The sequence below is a fragment of the Staphylococcus casei genome, from assembly GCF_030294405.1.
Lineage (GTDB): Bacteria > Bacillota > Bacilli > Staphylococcales > Staphylococcaceae > Staphylococcus > Staphylococcus succinus.
In genome coordinates, this window is sequence record NZ_CP125718.1 from 2,718,864 (window position 1) to 2,735,965 (window position 17,102).

The 17,102-nt window shown below is 32.0% G+C and carries 16 protein-coding genes; 7 read left to right on the plus strand and 9 right to left on the minus strand.

All coding sequences use genetic code 11. The features are described from left to right. From QMO72_RS13095 to glpT, 4 genes are all read left to right on the plus strand, one after another. On the plus strand, positions 1-1,431 hold the full coding sequence (locus tag QMO72_RS13095; RefSeq protein WP_103266888.1) for a glycoside hydrolase family 32 protein: 1,431 nt from the start codon (positions 1-3) through the stop codon (positions 1,429-1,431). 103 nt (positions 1,432-1,534) lie between these two features. Further along, entirely contained in the window at positions 1,535-2,512 is a 978-nt protein-coding gene (locus QMO72_RS13100) for a LacI family DNA-binding transcriptional regulator (protein WP_103266886.1), read from the plus strand. A gap of 381 nt (positions 2,513-2,893) precedes the next feature. Then, a complete protein-coding gene (locus QMO72_RS13105; protein WP_103266884.1) occupies positions 2,894-4,279 on the plus strand; it encodes an MFS transporter in 1,386 nt (461 codons plus the stop codon). Positions 4,280-4,573: 294 nt separating this feature from the next. Continuing rightward, positions 4,574-5,929, plus strand: coding sequence for a glycerol-3-phosphate transporter (glpT, locus tag QMO72_RS13110; protein ID WP_103267970.1), 1,356 nt, complete (start codon positions 4,574-4,576; stop codon positions 5,927-5,929). A 199-nt stretch (positions 5,930-6,128) separates the two neighbouring features. Here glpT and phnX read toward each other — a convergent pair whose 3' ends face one another. The 5 genes from phnX to QMO72_RS13135 are packed head-to-tail and all read right to left on the minus strand — an operon-like array spanning position 6,129 to position 11,401. After that, the gene (phnX, locus tag QMO72_RS13115; RefSeq protein ID WP_103267971.1) at positions 6,129-6,914 is read right to left on the minus strand and encodes a phosphonoacetaldehyde hydrolase; all 786 of its coding nucleotides are present in this window, start codon (positions 6,912-6,914) and stop codon (positions 6,129-6,131) included. After that, positions 6,911-8,011, minus strand: coding sequence for a 2-aminoethylphosphonate--pyruvate transaminase (gene phnW, locus QMO72_RS13120; protein WP_103267972.1), 1,101 nt, complete (start codon positions 8,009-8,011; stop codon positions 6,911-6,913). Before phnW ends, phnX begins: the two co-directional genes overlap by 4 nt. 14 nt (positions 8,012-8,025) lie before the next feature. Further along, complete coding sequence (locus tag QMO72_RS13125) at positions 8,026-9,030, minus strand: extracellular solute-binding protein (RefSeq protein WP_103267973.1); 1,005 nt, start codon at positions 9,028-9,030, stop codon at positions 8,026-8,028. Further along, the gene (locus tag QMO72_RS13130; protein ID WP_103267974.1) at positions 9,031-10,656 is read right to left on the minus strand and encodes an ABC transporter permease subunit; all 1,626 of its coding nucleotides are present in this window, start codon (positions 10,654-10,656) and stop codon (positions 9,031-9,033) included. Continuing rightward, positions 10,646-11,401 (minus strand): ABC transporter ATP-binding protein, encoded by a 756-nt coding sequence (locus tag QMO72_RS13135; RefSeq protein ID WP_103267975.1) that lies wholly within the window; start codon positions 11,399-11,401, stop codon positions 10,646-10,648. The genes QMO72_RS13130 and QMO72_RS13135 overlap by 11 nt, the downstream gene beginning before the upstream one ends. Before the next feature lie 144 nt (positions 11,402-11,545). Here QMO72_RS13135 and QMO72_RS13140 point away from each other — a divergent pair, with 144 nt between their 5' ends. Together QMO72_RS13140 and QMO72_RS13145 are read left to right on the plus strand one after the other, a co-directional pair. Continuing rightward, on the plus strand, positions 11,546-12,295 hold the full coding sequence (locus QMO72_RS13140) for a DeoR/GlpR family DNA-binding transcription regulator (protein ID WP_103267976.1): 750 nt from the start codon (positions 11,546-11,548) through the stop codon (positions 12,293-12,295). 389 nt (positions 12,296-12,684) lie between these two features. Further along, positions 12,685-12,780, plus strand: coding sequence for a type I toxin-antitoxin system Fst family toxin (locus QMO72_RS13145; RefSeq protein ID WP_286093196.1), 96 nt, complete (start codon positions 12,685-12,687; stop codon positions 12,778-12,780). A 349-nt stretch (positions 12,781-13,129) separates the two neighbouring features. Here the strand turns inward: QMO72_RS13145 and QMO72_RS13150 are convergent, their stop codons facing one another. Next, a complete protein-coding gene (locus QMO72_RS13150) occupies positions 13,130-13,315 on the minus strand; it encodes a helix-turn-helix transcriptional regulator (protein ID WP_103267977.1) in 186 nt (61 codons plus the stop codon). A 4-nt stretch (positions 13,316-13,319) separates the two neighbouring features. Next, positions 13,320-13,658, minus strand: coding sequence for a hypothetical protein (locus tag QMO72_RS13155; RefSeq protein WP_103267978.1), 339 nt, complete (start codon positions 13,656-13,658; stop codon positions 13,320-13,322). A 368-nt stretch (positions 13,659-14,026) separates the two neighbouring features. On the opposite strand from QMO72_RS13155, the gene QMO72_RS13160 reads away from it, so the two are divergent. Continuing rightward, entirely contained in the window at positions 14,027-14,575 is a 549-nt protein-coding gene (locus tag QMO72_RS13160) for a GNAT family N-acetyltransferase (protein ID WP_103267979.1), read from the plus strand. 122 nt (positions 14,576-14,697) lie between these two features. Here the strand turns inward: QMO72_RS13160 and QMO72_RS13165 are convergent, their stop codons facing one another. Together QMO72_RS13165 and QMO72_RS13170 are read right to left on the minus strand one after the other, a co-directional pair. Then, positions 14,698-15,678, minus strand: a complete 981-nt coding sequence (locus tag QMO72_RS13165; protein ID WP_103267980.1) for an aldo/keto reductase — start codon at positions 15,676-15,678, stop codon at positions 14,698-14,700. A gap of 35 nt (positions 15,679-15,713) precedes the next feature. Beyond that, positions 15,714-17,087 (minus strand): MFS transporter, encoded by a 1,374-nt coding sequence (locus QMO72_RS13170; RefSeq protein ID WP_103267981.1) that lies wholly within the window; start codon positions 17,085-17,087, stop codon positions 15,714-15,716. Positions 17,088-17,102: the final 15 nt, after the last annotated feature.

Sequence of the window (17,102 nt, forward strand, 5' to 3'; positions counted from 1 at the left end):
ATGAATCCAGTTCAATTAAAATCACACAAATATCGTTTAGGTTATCACGTTATGGCATCTTCAGGATGGATAAATGATCCAAATGGCTTTTGTTATTTCAAGGGATATTATCATATCTTTTATCAATATTACCCTTATAGTGAAAAAGGCGGTAGCCCCATGCATTGGGGACATGCCCGCAGTAAAGATTTAGTACATTGGGAAACCCTCCCTATTGCATTAACGCCTGGAGATCCTGAAGATACGGATGGTTGTTTCTCAGGCAGCGCAATTGTCAAAGATGATACACTTTACCTTATCTACACTGGTCATCATTTTAATGATAGTAATCAACCTGAAGATTTCTGGGAAAATCAAAATATGGCGTACAGCCAAGATGGCATACATTTTACTAAATATGAGCACAATCCAATCATTGCTACACCACCAGCAGATAATACTCAGCATTTTAGAGACCCTAAAGTGTGGCAATACGAAGATGTATTTTACATGATTTTAGGTAGCCAAGGTCAAGACGGTTTAGGACGTGCCCTATTATATAAATCTTCTGACCTCAAAAAATGGGAATATCAAGGGGCTATTGATAAATCTAAACAAGTCGCTAAAGAAGGCTTCATGTGGGAATGTCCAGACCTTTTCGAATTAAAGCACAAGCATGTTTTGCTCTTTTCTCCACAAGGTATTGAAGCTGAACATAAAAAGTTTCTCAATTTATTCCAAACAGGTTATTTTATAGGTCATTTAGATTACGCGCAATCCACTTTCAATCGAGATAGGTCATTTATAGAATTAGATAATGGTCATGATTTTTATGCGGCACAAACTACTTTAACACCCGATGGTAGAACTGTTGTTATCGGTTGGATGGACATGTGGGAAAATGACATAATCGAACAAGAAGATGGATGGGCAGGTGCTTTAACTTTACCTAGAACGCTCAATTTAAAAAATAATAAAGTATTTATGAACCCTGTAGAAGAAGTTAAACACCTTCGTACAGGAGCATGTCGCTCACTCTCATTAGATCATCGCCAAGTGTTGTTATCTGATGATAGTGCACATGTCGAAGTAAATCTATCTTTGAAAACAAATAAATTAGAGAACGATACTATTAAATTGGCGCTCAACACGCAACAAGATGATACTATCATGTCACTCACTTACAACACACAAAGTCATTCATTTACGTTATTCCGTAGCGACCATGATGATTGTCGTTATGCTGATATTACAGCAGCTCATGAAGTGAATTTACGTATTTTTATAGATAAGAGTTCCGTAGAAATATTTATCAATGATGGTGAAACATGCTTTACAGAACGTTATTATTACCCGCATACGCCAATATTAAGTATTGAAAATACATCAAATCGTTCTTTGTCAGGTACAGCTATCATTTATAAACTTAAGGACGATGCTATACAATTCTAAGTCAAAGGTCTGCATATGAATCATATGTGGGCCTTTGTTTCCTTTCACTTTCTCAATATATTTATTAAACTAGAGATAATTAAGAATTATTGAGGAGGTTTATATGAAGCCTAAATTAGAAGATGTTGCTAAATTAGCCAATGTATCTAAGACTACGGTGTCGAGGGTTTTAAATAATCGTGGTTATCTTAGCCAAGCTACAATTGATAAAGTAAATGCGGCTATGAAGACTTTGAACTATAAACCCAATACGGTGGCACGACAGTTATATAAAAAACAAACACACATTATCGGCTTACTCTTTCCCACTGTAGCAAATCCCTTTTTCGGTGAACTCGTCGAAGCATTAGAAATAAAGTTATATAATCAAGGCTATAAAGTGATTATTGGTAACTCTATGAATGATCCAGAAAAAGAAATGCATTACTTAGATCAATTATTATCGAATCAGATTGATGGCTTAATTGTTGGAACCCATAACCAAAATATTAAACAATACGAAAACGCGCAATTACCTATTGTCGCTATAGATCGTATTATGAATGAGGATATTCCAATTATCGAATCTGATAATTATAGTGGTGGTAAAATGGCTACAGAAAGATTAATCAATCAAGGATTAACAAAAATATTGCATTTACATGGGCCCACCGATTTAGAAACACCCGCAAATAGAAGAAAGTCAGCTTATGTAGATACAATGAATGCTCATCATTTAGAGCCGATGTGTTATGAAGTAGATTTTAGTTTGAATGATATTAATAAAAAAGAAACTTTTCGTCAAATTCTTAGAGCATATACTGAAATTGAAGGTATTTTTGTATCCAATGACATCGACGCTGCAATGATATTACAACTCGCCTATGAATTCGGAAAAAAGGTGCCTGATAACTTCAAAATTATAGGCTATGACGGTACGCAAATGATGAGAAATATTCAACCTGACTTAACCACAATCATTCAACCTATTGATGACATGGCTACAACAGCATTATCAGTTTTAACAAAACGCCTAATGAATGATCATACGAAAAATGAATATGTGTTACCTGTTAAACTTTGGGAAGGCACAACAGGTTAATACATTTCCAATCTAAAGAATCTCGAGAACTCTTGCTGTAGTTGTCGGGGTTCTTTTTCATTTTATAATCATACAGAATATATAATGATAGTGCTAATTCAAAAAAGCCTTCAATATGTCCTCATCACAGTATTTGATAATAAAATTTTACGTTCATCAAATTTTGCGCACCGAGACATTCTACCACTTTTGGTTAGCAAAGCAAACTATTTTTGCTTATGAAGGAAAATACAGTTTTTTGTCTTGAAAAATTATATAAAAGGAATAAGATATTTAAGTATGGCAAGATTTTAAAAGCTTTTAAAATTCTTAAATATCTAATTTAAAGCAATTTAAAATAGCAAAGAATTTTAAAGATGCAAGCGTGGAGGATGAAAAAAAGTGCTTAAAGAAACAGATTTTAAAGGCAATGGAAGACTTCTTACAGGTATCGTTCTTGGAGTAATAACTTTCTGGTTATTCTCAAGCTCACTCGTCAATATCGTTCCAACATTAAAAGAAGAATTTGGCGCAAATGCCGGAATCATTAACGCAGCAGTTAGTATTACAGCGTTATTCTCTGGTATGTTTGTTGTAGGTGCAGGTAGTTTAGCTGATAAGTTTGGTTACGTAAAAATGACATATATTGGATTAGTATTAAATATTTTAGGGTCATTATTAATTATTATTTCATCTGCTGTCCCTTTATTCATAACAGGTCGTATTATACAAGGGTTTTCAGCAGCAATCGTTATGCCAGCGACACTCTCATTGGTCAAAGCTTATTATAATGGCAGACATCGCCAAGCCGCTTTAAGTTATTGGTCTATTGGATCATGGGGTGGTGGCGGTATCGCATCATTCTTCGGTGGTATTGTTTCGACTGCGATTGGATGGAAATGGATTTTTATCATATCAATCATTGTGTCCTTAATTTCTATCTTACTTATTAAAGGCACACCCGAAGTACGTGCTCAATCTAAAGCAAATAAAAAATTCGACATTGCCGGATTAGTTATTTTCGTTATATTTGTATTTAGCATTAACCTCATTATTACTCAAAGTTCAGATTACGGTCTATTTTCTCCGTTAATATTAACAATGATAGCTATATTTATTATTTCACTTATTATATTTATTATTGTTGAAAGAAGAATTAAAAATCCATTAATTGATTTTAAAATCTTTAAAGATATGGGTTACACCGGTTCAACACTATCTAACTTTTTAATGAATGCCGTTGCAGGAACATTAATTGTCGGCAATACATTTGTTCAAGAATCACTAGGTTTTAATGCATTTCAATCAGGTGCACTGACAATTACTTACCTCGTTACAGTAATTGCTACGATTCGTATTGGAGAAAAAATATTACAGCATTTAGGTGCTAAAAAACCTATGGTTATAGGTAGTTTACTTAATATGATCGGTATTATTTTAATATCATTTACATTCTTACCTAATACACTATACGTGGTATTTTGTATCGTGGGTTATTTCATTTATGGTTTAGGTTTAGGTTTCTATGCTACGCCTTCTATGGATACAGCTATCGCCAATGCTTCAGAAGATCAAATCGGTATGGCCTCAGGTGTATACAAAATGTCTTCATCACTAGGTAATGCTTTTGGTGTCGCATTGTCCGGCACAATTTATGCTATTGGTAAAACAGCATTAAGTTTAGAAACAAGTGCAATGCTTGGCTTTGGGTTAAACGTGTTATTAGCCCTATTATCGTTTATTATCGTGCTATTTGCTATTCCCAAAAAACAAGGCATCGAAAGTTAACGCCCTCTTCTATTTATGAAGTTATTTTTATTGCAAATAAACATTTACAACTAAAAACACCTCCTTATAAATTTATTTAAATTTGAATTTATAAGGAGGTGTTTTTCTATAAAAAATAAGAGAACTCATAGTAAAAATACACAAATATTAAACAATATAAATATAGTAATTCATTTTTTAATATAATATAACATATTATTCCAACTTATATTGACAACGCTTACAATTCACTCTATCTTAATATTAAGTTAATTATTTTTTAAATTTAAATTAATAAAGGAGGGAATTGGCTTTATGTTCAAATTTTTAAAACCTGCGAAGCATATCAAACCGCTTCCATCAGAGAAAGTGGACGATACATACAAACGCTTAAGGTTACAAGTATTCCTTGGAATTTTCTTAGGCTATGCTGGTTATTACTTATTACGTAAAAACTTTTCCTTAGCGATGCCCTACTTAATTGACGAAGGGTTTAGTAAAACTGGTTTAGGTATCGCTTTATCTGCTATATCGATTGCCTATGGTATCAGTAAGTTTGTAATGGGAACAGTAAGTGATCGGAGTAATGCCCGTATATTTTTAACATTAGGCTTAATTTTAACGGCTATCGTTAATTTATTATTAGGTTTTATCCCTGTGCTTACCTCTAGTATTTTCATTATGTTTGTGATGATGTTTTTAAATGGCTGGTTCCAAGGTATGGGTTGGCCCCCTTCTGGACGTGTCCTTGTACATTGGTATAGTGTGAGTGAGCGTGGTAGTAAGACTGCCATTTGGAATGTAGCACACAATGTGGGTGGCGGCTTAATGGCACCATTAGCGCTCGTTGGCGTAACGCTAATCAGTACTTGGTCTTTTGGTTATTTAAAAGGCTTTGAGGGTACTTTTATTCTTCCAGCCATTGTGGCAATAATTATTGCACTGATTTCCTACAGTTTGATTAGAGACACGCCTCAATCAGAGGGATTACCTCCAATTGAAGCATATAAGGATGATTATGATACAAATTCAAAACATACCATTGAAACTGAATTGACTACAAAAGAAATTCTTTTTAAGTATGTGTTAAATAATAAATGGGTATGGGCCATTGCGATTGCTAATATATTTGTATATTTCGTACGTTATGGTGTCCTAGACTGGGCCCCTACCTATTTAAGTGAAGAAAAGGACTTTAATTTAAAAGCATCGGGTTGGGCGTACTTCCTATATGAATGGGCAGGTATACCTGGTACATTATTATGTGGTTATATTTCTGATAAAGTATTTAAAGGGCGTCGAGGCCCTGCTGGCTTTATCTTTATGCTCGGCGTTACAATTGCGGTTATCGTTTATTGGTTAAATCCAGCTGGTAACCCATTGATTGATAACATTGCGCTCATTTCTATCGGGTTTTTAATTTATGGACCAGTCATGTTAATTGGTTTACAAGCCTTAGATTATGTTCCGAAAAAAGCAGCTGGAACGGCAGCTGGATTAACAGGTTTATTTGGTTATTTAGGGGGCGCAGTAATGGCTAATATCATTATGGGACTCTTAGTTGATCATTTAGGCTGGGATGCTGGATTCTTACTACTTACTATTGTTAGTATATTAGCAATGTTAAGTTTCACATTAACGTGGCACAAACGTGGACAATCAAGCGTTTAAAGAACCGCAATTGTCAAAAACTCTATATTTATATGATTGGCACAATTATTGAATATCTGATTGTACCAATCATAGCATTTATCTAGTATAAAACCCCTCACTTCAAACGATAGTGAGGGGGTTTTATATTAGACACTTCTGTAAGCCTATTATTCTTATAGGATTCAAAGTGCAAATAATATTCACATAGCATAACACACTATGTTTCTTGTATGTTCTCTAATAGTAATGGTAATTCTGTTATATCATTCAATACGTAATGAGCCCCATGAGCTAAGAATTTTTGTTTTGCATCCTCTATAATTTTTTTCTTGTCATCATTGTTCAAATTAATCCATTCACTTTCGCTTAGCCCAATAATCGAGCTCCCTTTAATAACACCTACAGCTGTGACGCCGCTATTAAGTGCCTCTTTGATATCAGATAATGTGTCACCTACTTTAATTACTTCATGAACTGATTGTAACTCGAGTTGACGCATATTTTCAAAAATCATATATGGATAAGGTCTACCATAACCACTCACATCATCAGCCGTTACAATATTATCAGGCGTATAGCCTTTTGATTTTGCGGCTGAACTGACAATTTCCATCATTTCTTTTGTATATCCAGTTGTAGAACCAATGACATAACCTTTTTTACGAAGCGCATCTATTACTTCAATAACATGTGGAAGTGGATCAGTAAATGATTCCAAATTCTTCATTAACAGTGTTTCAAATTGTCTATATAGGTTATCAATATCCGCTTCACTATGTGCTTTACCATATTGATGTTGCCATAATTGTTGTATTCTCGGCATTTCTAGCATACTTTGAATATGATCTCTTTTTAACATACCCATTGGTTCACGTGCTTCTTCTATCGTGACTGTAATACCAGCTTCTTTAAAAATATCTATAAATACATTTACAGGTGCAAAACAACCAAAGTCAACTGTAGTACCTGCCCAATCTAATATAACCCCTTTAATTTTAGTCATACTTCTTCCCCTTTCATCATTTGATATTCTTTTATAATTTTAATTAATATTTCAAAATCAGTTCTATGCAAATCGCCAATATTTCCAATTCTAAATGAAGGTTTGTCCATCAATTTACCAGGGTATAGCACAAAATTTCGTTCTTTCATATATTTATAAAAATCTTGAAATTCAAATGTTTCATTAGGATATAAAAATGTAGTAATAATCGGTGATTGAAATGCGCTTTCAACATAAGGTTCAAACCCAATTTTCTTCATTTCATTTATAATATACGTATTGTTACTGCGATATCTTTGATAGCGTTGTTCTACACCGCCTTCTTCTTCTAATTCTCTGATTGCTTGTCTAAAAGCAGCAACTACGTGGGTTGGCGACGTGAAACGCCATTTTCCATCTATATTCATACTTTTCCATTGGTCATAAAGATCTAAGGAAACACTGGTCGCGTTACCTTCGCATAGTTCTAATGATGTTTGTTTAGCAATTACAAATCCAAAACCAGGCACACCTTGAATACATTTGTTAGCGCTACTAATTAAATAATCGATATCTAAGGCTCGTATATTAATCGGCACACCGCCAAAGCTACTCATTGCATCTAAAATAACCTTCAAGTTTTTTTGAATAGCCATTTCGCATATTTCTTCAATTGGGTTTAATATACCTGTGGTTGTTTCACAATGTACAAACGCGATATGTGTAAATGAATCATCGCGCTCTAATATTTTCTTCAATACATTAACATCTGGCGTTTCATTATATGGCAAACAAACTGGTGTTATGTTTTTTTTCATTACTTGTGCCATCTTTATCATTCTTTCACCACACGCACCATTACTAATGATAAGCACATGATCTTCATCTGATAATGCGGTCTGCAATACACTTTCTACAACGAAGCTACCGCTACCTTGCTGTAATACCACCGTATATTCTCTTGCACTTGCCATACCTATTGTTAATAATTTTTCACGTATCGCTTGGGTTAAATTTTTATACTCATCATCCCAAGTACATCTATCTTCTAGCATTTTCTTTTTCACTGTATCTGTAGTTGTTAAAGGTCCTGGTGTTAAAAGTTTATATTGTGCCATAATTGTACCTCCATTTATTTATTCTGTGCTTCTTTTTTAGCCTTGTTAAATAAGTCTTGATGTTTCTCCAATAAATCAACTGTCAATTTCCCTTCCCATTTTCGAGGATATGCTGGAAGTTGATCTTTTGCTACTTTATCTTTTTCATACAGGGGCACCGGGTATTTTGCCAATAAATCTTGTCTTCCATATTTTTGGATAATGCTCACCATTTCTTCTGCTTTTTCTTGCTTCTCTCCACCCTTTTTCACAACTGCTACACCTTCTACAAGAGAATAGTTACCTTCTTTTGGATCAATTAGATGTATAGGTTTACCTTTGTTTTCAGAATCAATTACCTGTGCTCTTAAGCCAACACCTACTGCTGCTTCACCGGACTCAACTTTTTCTAATGGGCCTGAACCTGAACTTTCTAAGTGAGGACCCACATGCTTAATTAACTTTGTTAATATTTGTTCACCTGCTTTATCGCCGTATTGACCTATGACACTTTGTATTACTAGCCACCCCGTCGAAGAGTCCATAATATTTGGCATAGCCACTTGATTTTTATATTCTGGTTTAGTTAAATCTTTAATTGTCTTTGGAGTCTCTAACCTTTGCTCTTTTAAGGCTTTTGTATTTACAAATAGCGCGCCCATATTGCCTAACAATGGCGTTATATAATTTGGATAATTGTCTAAACTCTTTTTATTGGTATGCTTTAGATTGGCAAACATATTATTTTCTTTTTGCGCACTTTCTAAATAATAAGTCGATTGAGTAACAATATCTGCTTCTATATTTGTACCTTCTGCAATCATTTTTCCGCCTAACTCTGAAGTTGATTGCGGTTGTATGATGTATTCGCCTTTAAAACCATGTTGCTTTAATGTTTTATCTATAACATCAATCGCTTCTTCATCCGCATTGCTCGAAATAATAACTTTATCTGTAGACGAACCAAGACCAAAATATGAAAAATAAAGTAATATCAAACACAAAAGTACGCCTAATACTATTTTCAATTTTAGCTTCATTTAATTCGCCTCTTTTCTTTCATTATATTTCAGCCACCAACTACTAAATATACGTACGATGACGTTGGTTACCAATATCAAAATAGATAAAATAAAAATATCTACATATCTATTAAAATGTTGTAGTTGATTAATTTCTGTTGAGACAAGTTGTGTCGACGTTGACACTAAAAAAATCACGCCACTAATCGTGACCATCGCATTAATAAAGTAATAATTTATCATTTCAATAATCGTTGCTTTCATGTTGGGTAGGATAATTTTAAATATTGTACCTCCCCATGAGTCGCGCATTAATACACTTGTGATATCCCATGAAGGATCTAGTTTTTCTAAAGCAGATTTTGCCATCAAAAAGGGTGTTGTATAGTAATGAACAATAATACTAATAATGATAATGAGAAATGTCCCTTTAATACTGCTACCTTGAAAAACTAATAAATATGACAATCCTAAAATCATTCCAGGAACTGTAGTGGTAATCATTGAAATCATTTTTATCGATTGCTTCGCTTTTAAATTTGTTCGAATGTTAATTAGAGCACCACAAAAACTAATAATAGTACCAAATAGTGCTGTCGATACTGCAACAAACAGTGCTTGTAGGTAAATATGAATTAAAATATCATCTTTAAATAAGTTAATGATATGCTTTAGTGTAAAATTCAATTGATACGGATAATTTTCAGTAAACGGTACGATAAACATAACTGAAAATATAAGTAAAATTGCCGTACTTAAGGTGAAACTAGATACATTAATAATCATATCGTGAATTGGCCGCTTTTTAATTACAGTGTGAAATGCACCTACTTGTTGAACATTCCATTTTTCTATTATTGATAAAAATACGAACCCAATCACTGCCGGAATAAGCATGAGCATAGCTATTACCGCACCTTCAGCAAATTTAGGTATCGAGCCTAATATCATTTGATAAAGTGTGGTAGAGATTACACTGTAATTTGCACCAATAGAAGCTGGTATCCCAAAATCAGTAAAACTTAATATAAATGAAAGAACAAAAGCATTAGCCATAGGAATCAGAAGTGGTCTAATCAGCGTGTGATAAAATCGTCTTGCTTTGTTATCTTTCATTATTTGAGAAATATAGTAAAATCGATGATCAATGTAATTGAAAGCATTGGAAATAATCATATAGGCGGCAGGTAGGGTATAAATAATGTAGCCGATAAACAGACCATTTTTACCATAAATCGTAAATGGCATCCCCCCTAAAACATGTGCCACAATCCCTTCACTTCCGAATAAATACATTAAAATAAAACCATAAGTAATCGTTGGAACAAGCATGGGTAATAAAGTTAATGTTTTATTATAAGTTTTTAGCCATGATGCTGCTTGTGTCATATGAATAGCATAAGCACTTAAAAATGCGAGCATCGTAGTTACAATTGCTGAAATAAAAGAGATTTTAAAACTGTTGAGTAATGCTGTAATGATTTCCTGATTACTTAATATAAATTGATAATATTCTAAACTTAAATGGCCCTGGTAAATAAAAGAACGGCCTAACAAAAAGAGCATGGGAACCACTAGGAAAAATATAAAAAATAAGATGATTAACGCAAATATCATACGCTGGCTAAGTACTTTATGCGCCATATGAGGCTCCAAACAGTTGATAAATGTTGTTTCTCTTAATCTTTAATTGATCTAAAATAAATTTTTCTACAAATTTACTTTTAGGCTCATTTATAATTATTTCTGGTGTTGCGCATTGTGCTATTTTCCCTTCCTCTATTACAACAACTTTATCAGCCATGGTTAACGCTTCCTCAGGGTCATGTGTCACAATAATCGTTGTTAAATTTAAAGTTTTTGCTATTTTTTGGATCATATCTTTAATAGATTCCTTGATTACACCATCTAATGCACTTAATGGTTCATCCATTAATAAAATTTTAGGTTCCATAACAATTGTCCTTGCAATTGACACGCGTTGCTTTTGTCCTCCTGATAATTCATGTATCTTCTTATATAAATGCGGTCTAAGTTCTAATAATTCTATTAAATCAGTCACACTTTTATCGTGAGGATTTTTTTTTATATTCTTTAATCCATAAATAATATTTTCGTATGCGTTCAAATGTGGAAACAAACAAAAATCTTGAAAGACAATATTAAAATCACGTTTTTGCATTGGCTTATTTTGAATAGCTTCGTTATTATAAATAATTTCTCCTTCGCTTACTTCAGTTAAACCTAAAATCATATTTAATAATGTCGTTTTTCCACAACCACTTGGCCCCAGTAAACTAACTATTTCTCCGTTTTCAATAGCCAAATTAATTCCGTTTAAGACATCATTATGCTTGTATTTTTTTGACACGTTTTTTAATTCTAACAACTTAGCACCTCCAATTTGCTATACTGAAAGTATACAAATTGTTTGTTAATATCATGTTAAGCGCACGTAAAATTTTAATAACTCTTGACTACTTAATTACCAACTGTTTACCACTTTAAACATTTGACTTAGGAGGAATATATAGTGTTACCTACAGAAAGAAGACATAAAATCATTAAAGAACTCGAAAAAAATGATTTTTTAAAACTAAAATCGTTACAAAAAACTTTAGATATTTCTATGGAGACATTAAGAAGAGATGTTCAACAATTGGTCAAAGATGACTTGATTACGAAAGAATATGGTGGCATCCGTATCAAAAAAGAACCTAATGGTGAGTCAGTCATTGAACAGCGTTTAGGTTTAAACTTAGATAAGAAGGAAAGTATTGCTAAAAAAGCTATTAAAGAAATTAGCGATGGAGACTGTATTTTTTTAGATAGCGGTTCGACTACTTTGCAAATCGCTAAAAATTTAAAACATCATGAAAATCTAACTATTATTACTAATTCTATCCCTGTGATGTTACAAACTTTAGATCAAGGTCATACAGTAATTAGTATTGGAGGAAAATTACGCAAATCGGAACACTCTATTACAAGTTTTGATTTTTTATTTAATTTTGATCGTTTAAACATAGAAAAAGCATTTATTTGTTGCAGTGGTATTTCTTTAAATAATGGGGTTACTGATTATAGCCTAGAAGAAGTCGAAACACGTCGTAAAATACTTCAAATGTCTAAAATCAATTATCTTACAGCAGACAGTAGTAAGATGAATAAAGTGGTTACCGTAAAAATATGCGATTTTGATGAATTGGATATATTAATTTGTGATGACGAATTAAACGAACATCATAAGAATCAATTACTCAATGAAGTATTTGTCATTTAAATCAAAACAAAAACGCCCTTTACTATTACGAGTAGTAAGGGCATTTTTACTTTTATAATGAAATGAAATATTTATCTCTGTAAATAAAACAGAATGGATAAATTTCTGCTTTTCATTAAATCCCCTTTCTACTGCTACAGATTGGGGGATTTATTTTTAAAAAACTACGGCTATCAAATAGGGGGATGTTAAATTATGTTGTCCTATCATTATTCATTTTAACTAGTAGCATACTTAATAGAACAACTACTAATTTAGCGCGAACAAAGGTCGTTTTTTACATAATTCAACTTATTAGAAGTGCATATGCTTGTATATTCACAGGTGGTATAATAATGGTGTCGCCTATCTCTCAGGCGTCTAGCTGACGTAGAGAGGGGGTGTATAAAGTGATACTTATTTTCGTTCACATCATAACGCCAGTCATCAGTGGCTGTGCCATTGCGTACTTTACTTATTGGCTAAGTAAAAGTAATAAAAAATAGGCGACATTAAGCCACACCAACAAAAATCCCCTCACTACTGGCATAGTGAGGGGATTGGTGTATAAGTGAATACTTATTTTCGTTACACATATTATAACACCATAGTAGTTTGGAATGCAAAATTATACTGAGTTTTTACAACTTTTCATTTCAGTAAACCAAGACATTATTTCTTTAGCTGTACCATGGTATTCTAATTCCTTAAAAGTAATTTTTTTACTTGAAGAACCGTTTATTATTTTCTTAATAATATTTGAATTGTCCATAACAATACATAATAATATAGCGCTTAAGGGATAAAAAAGTAGTAAGATTTTGATTGTCTTCTCTATATAAGCAAATAGAACGATTAAGAAAAAAGTTCATCAACAGTTATATCAAATTGCTTTGCTAATTTAAAAGCTAAAGTTAACGTAGGATCATATTTATTATTTTCTATTGCATTGATAGTTTGCCTAGATACATTTAAGTTTTTACTTAAAGTTTCTTGAGAAATACCTCTCTGCTTTCTATATTCTTTAATTTTATTTTTCATAGTTTCAACTCTTAGATGTATATTTTTTATTTGTAGTGAAATAATTAAAAGTAAAAAGAAACAAACTTACAATTAAAAAGAATACTTCTGGATATTGAGAAAACCATGTGTTTTCAATGTTTGGTGATAAACCTATGAACCTAAGCAGTAGTGTAAATAACATACAATAAATAATCCAAATAAAACTTTTAGCGAGTATTTCAATAAACATTTTACGTTGTCTCTCATCATATCGATCTTGGTGCTTTCTTTTATCTATTGTTTCAGAAGGTAAATACTTATGTGTTATGGCTGTCCATAAACAAGAAAAAATTAGAATAATAATAAAAGGGATAAAATTCATTACAACACCTCATAAATGTAAAAAGTTTTTGACATTTATGAGTGTAAATATTCCTTGAAAATATGTCAAATACTTTTTACATATTTCTGTCTTATTAGGAATCATTAAATCAACATATTCTTCTTCAACCATAATAACGTGAATTAAAGATTAAACCTTGTCATTATATATAGGTGATGATTATCAAAAAATAGATTAAAAGAGACTCCTTTTTTCAATAAGGAGTCTCTTAATCATTTCAAGATCAAATTCTGTCTAAATAAGGATCGTTTTAAGTGCTAGAACTAATAGAATTTATTATATGTAATTAATACAGTAAAAAGTATATACTATCAATAAATTCTAAACAATATAGGGGTAGATTAAAGTTGAAAAATTCAAATAACAAGGTACTTCTTGAAGAACTAAATGCAGATGATTTAAACATTTATTATTATTGGAAATATTTAGATCCATTACAAAAAGCTAAGGAATGGAACGGACCATATATCGAAGAAGAAAAATTTACGTTCAGTGAATTTAAAAATAAATATAAAGAAAATAAATATCTTTATAAAAATACGTTATCTACTTTAGCAATAAAATATAAAAAAACTTTCTTAGGTGTAGTGACTTCTTATTGGAAAGACAAGAAATCCAAATGGTTAGAATGTGGTATTGTAATATACAAAAATGATAATTGGGAAAAGGGATTAGGTTCTCAAGTGTTTAAAGAATGGATTAATTATCTTTTTAAAGAAACTGACGCTAATAGAATAGGTATTTCAACATGGTCAGGAAATATTAGAATGATGAAAGTAGCGAGTAAAGCTGGAATGATAGAAGAATCACGTATACGTAAAGGACGAGTAGTTGAAGGGAATTTCTATGATGCCATACAAATGGGTATTTTAAGAGAAGAGTGGCAAAATTATTAATATATTATCTTTTAAATAAATAACAAGCTAATCATATGTAAAAAAGACTTCCTTTTTAAAAGGAAGTCTTTTAATCGTTTCAAAATCAAATTCAATCTTAATAACGATAGTTTTTAAAACAACTATTGTGGACCAACTACATTATGAGGAACATAATTTTCTTCTAAATACATTAAATCTTCATGAGAAAGATTAATATCCATTGCAGCCACTGGATCATCAAGGTGAGGAAGTTTAGTAGCACCTACAATAGGTGCAGTCACCTCTTCTTTTTGTAATAACCAAGCAAGCGCAATTTGGACACGGCTTACTTGATATTTTTCAGCAAGTTCCGCCACTCTATCAACAATTCTTTTATCTTGTTCAATAGTAGTATCGTATTTAGCTTTTTGAACCTGATCCGTTTCTGAACGTTTTGTTTTTTGAGCCCCATCACGCACTAATCTTCCTGATGCTAATGGGCTATACGGTGTGACACCAATATTTTCCGATTTACAAAGAGGTAACATTTCTCTTTCTTCCTCTCTGTATAGAAGATTCAGATGATTTTGCATCGAAATGAATTTGGTCCATCCATTTTTTTCTGCTATATAATTAGCCTTTAAAAATTGCCATGCATACATAGCTGATGCACCGATATATCTCACTTTTCCAGATTTAACTACATCGTGCAACGCTTCCATCGTCTCTTCAATAGGAGTATTATAGTCCCAACGATGTATAATATATAAATCTATATAATCCGTATTAAGTCTTTTTAAACTTTTATCTACTTCTCTCATTATCGCTTTTCTTGAAAGCCCTTCTCTATTAGGCCCTTTTTGATTAGAAAAATAAAGCTTTGTTGCAATTACAATTTCATCACGATCTGCGTAATCATTTAAAGCTCTTCCTAAAATCTCTTCACTAACACCATCTGAGTATCCATTAGCAGTATCGAAAAAGTTAATACCTAGATCTAGCGCTTTTTTTATGATAGGACGACTATGATCTTCATCAATCACCCAAGGATGAATCCATTTACTGGCATCACCAAATCCCATTGTACCTAAACAAAGACGAGATACCTCTAATCCTGAATTTCCAAGTTTTACGTATTCCATTAAAAATCACTCCTTATTTCCATTGTTTTAACTATTTAAATTTCATATTTATAATTATTTTTTTTGAAAATTATCATGACATAAATCAACATAAACAATTGGATAATAGTACCAATGACAATAGTAATAAATGTGAATGTATTATTGTTATTTACCACACTAGTGTAATTGATAATAAATGTTGCTATCAATAGTTGAAATACTATCCCAACGGATGATCCTATTTGATGTGACAAGTTCACTAATCCAGAAGCTATACCAGAATTTTCGTTAGATACTTTGTGAACACCTAAATTAGTTAATGGTGTAAAAATAAAACCTTGACCTACTCCTATCAAAACCAAAGGAATGATGAAAAAAAGTATTTTGGTCTGATAATAAAGACATAATGACAATAACCCCATACCTATAATTGAAATCACTATACCTTGTACGAGTATTGCTATGTTTGTTGTTTTTTCTAATAATTTATGAATATTTAGAGCAACAATAAAATTAAAACCTGTTGTGATAATGAGTAATAAACCAGTAGCAAATGGTGTTAAGCCAAATGAATTTTGAAAGTAAAGACTTATATAATACCAAAAACTAAAACTTGTACTCAAAAACAAAAAACGTAAAAGATAGCCCGAACTACGTACTTTGTTTTTGAATAAATTTAAATTTATAATTGGATTAGGTATTTTATTTTCCGTTATTATAAATAAGATTAGTAAAACTACTCCTATCAATATTAGCCATATACTTTCTAAGCTAATTGACGTATGCATACGTTCTATACCTAAAATAATTAAAATGACAGAGACAATTGATAAAAGTGTTCCTAATATATCAATGCCTTGTTGTTTACTAGAATTCATTTTTGGTAACTGTACCAATGCCAAAGTAATAAATATAAGACATATAGGAATGTTGATTAAAAAACAAACTCTCCAAGAAATTAATGACGTCAACACACCGCCTACTATTAATCCACCACTTGCGCCAATACCTGCAATTGCGCTATAAAGTGATATAGCTTTTCTTTTTTCAGGACCATCTTCATAAATTGAATTAATAAATGCCAATATGGAAGGTGAAACAAGTGCAGCTGCTATACCCTGTCCTCCACGGGATGTAATTAACATTAAACTATTTGTTGCAAGTCCCGTAGCAATTGAAAATAATAGAAATAGGCTTAAACCTACCAAAAATATTTTTTTAAGTCCTAAAATGTCACCCATTTTAGAACCAAGTAAAAGTAAACCACCGAAAATTAAAACATAAGCACTTTGAACCCAAGTTAATAAACCCTCACTCATCTCTAAGTCATCTTGAATTTCGTTTAATGCTGTCATAGTAATCGAGGTATCCATCATTATTAAAAAATAAGATCCTAATACTATAAATAGTACTAATTTTTTATTCATGTTATTAGCCTCTTT

What these genes read in the sequence shown, in the direction of transcription:
- QMO72_RS13095 (WP_103266888.1), top strand. Translation starts at nt 1, where the DNA reads ATGAATCCAGTTCAATTAAAATCACACAAATATCGTTTAGGTTATCAC.
- QMO72_RS13100 (WP_103266886.1), top strand. Translation starts at nt 1,535, where the DNA reads ATGAAGCCTAAATTAGAAGATGTTGCTAAATTAGCCAATGTATCTAAG.
- glpT (WP_103267970.1), top strand. Translation starts at nt 4,574, where the DNA reads ATGTTCAAATTTTTAAAACCTGCGAAGCATATCAAACCGCTTCCATCA.
- phnX (WP_103267971.1), bottom strand. Translation starts at nt 6,914, where the DNA reads ATGACTAAAATTAAAGGGGTTATATTAGATTGGGCAGGTACTACAGTT.
- phnW (WP_103267972.1), bottom strand. Translation starts at nt 8,011, where the DNA reads ATGGCACAATATAAACTTTTAACACCAGGACCTTTAACAACTACAGAT.
- QMO72_RS13125 (WP_103267973.1), bottom strand. Translation starts at nt 9,030, where the DNA reads ATGAAGCTAAAATTGAAAATAGTATTAGGCGTACTTTTGTGTTTGATA.
- QMO72_RS13130 (WP_103267974.1), bottom strand. Translation starts at nt 10,656, where the DNA reads ATGGCGCATAAAGTACTTAGCCAGCGTATGATATTTGCGTTAATCATC.
- QMO72_RS13150 (WP_103267977.1), bottom strand. Translation starts at nt 13,315, where the DNA reads ATGAAAAATAAAATTAAAGAATATAGAAAGCAGAGAGGTATTTCTCAA.
- QMO72_RS13155 (WP_103267978.1), bottom strand. Translation starts at nt 13,658, where the DNA reads ATGAATTTTATCCCTTTTATTATTATTCTAATTTTTTCTTGTTTATGG.
- QMO72_RS13165 (WP_103267980.1), bottom strand. Translation starts at nt 15,678, where the DNA reads ATGGAATACGTAAAACTTGGAAATTCAGGATTAGAGGTATCTCGTCTT.
- QMO72_RS13170 (WP_103267981.1), bottom strand. Translation starts at nt 17,087, where the DNA reads ATGAATAAAAAATTAGTACTATTTATAGTATTAGGATCTTATTTTTTA.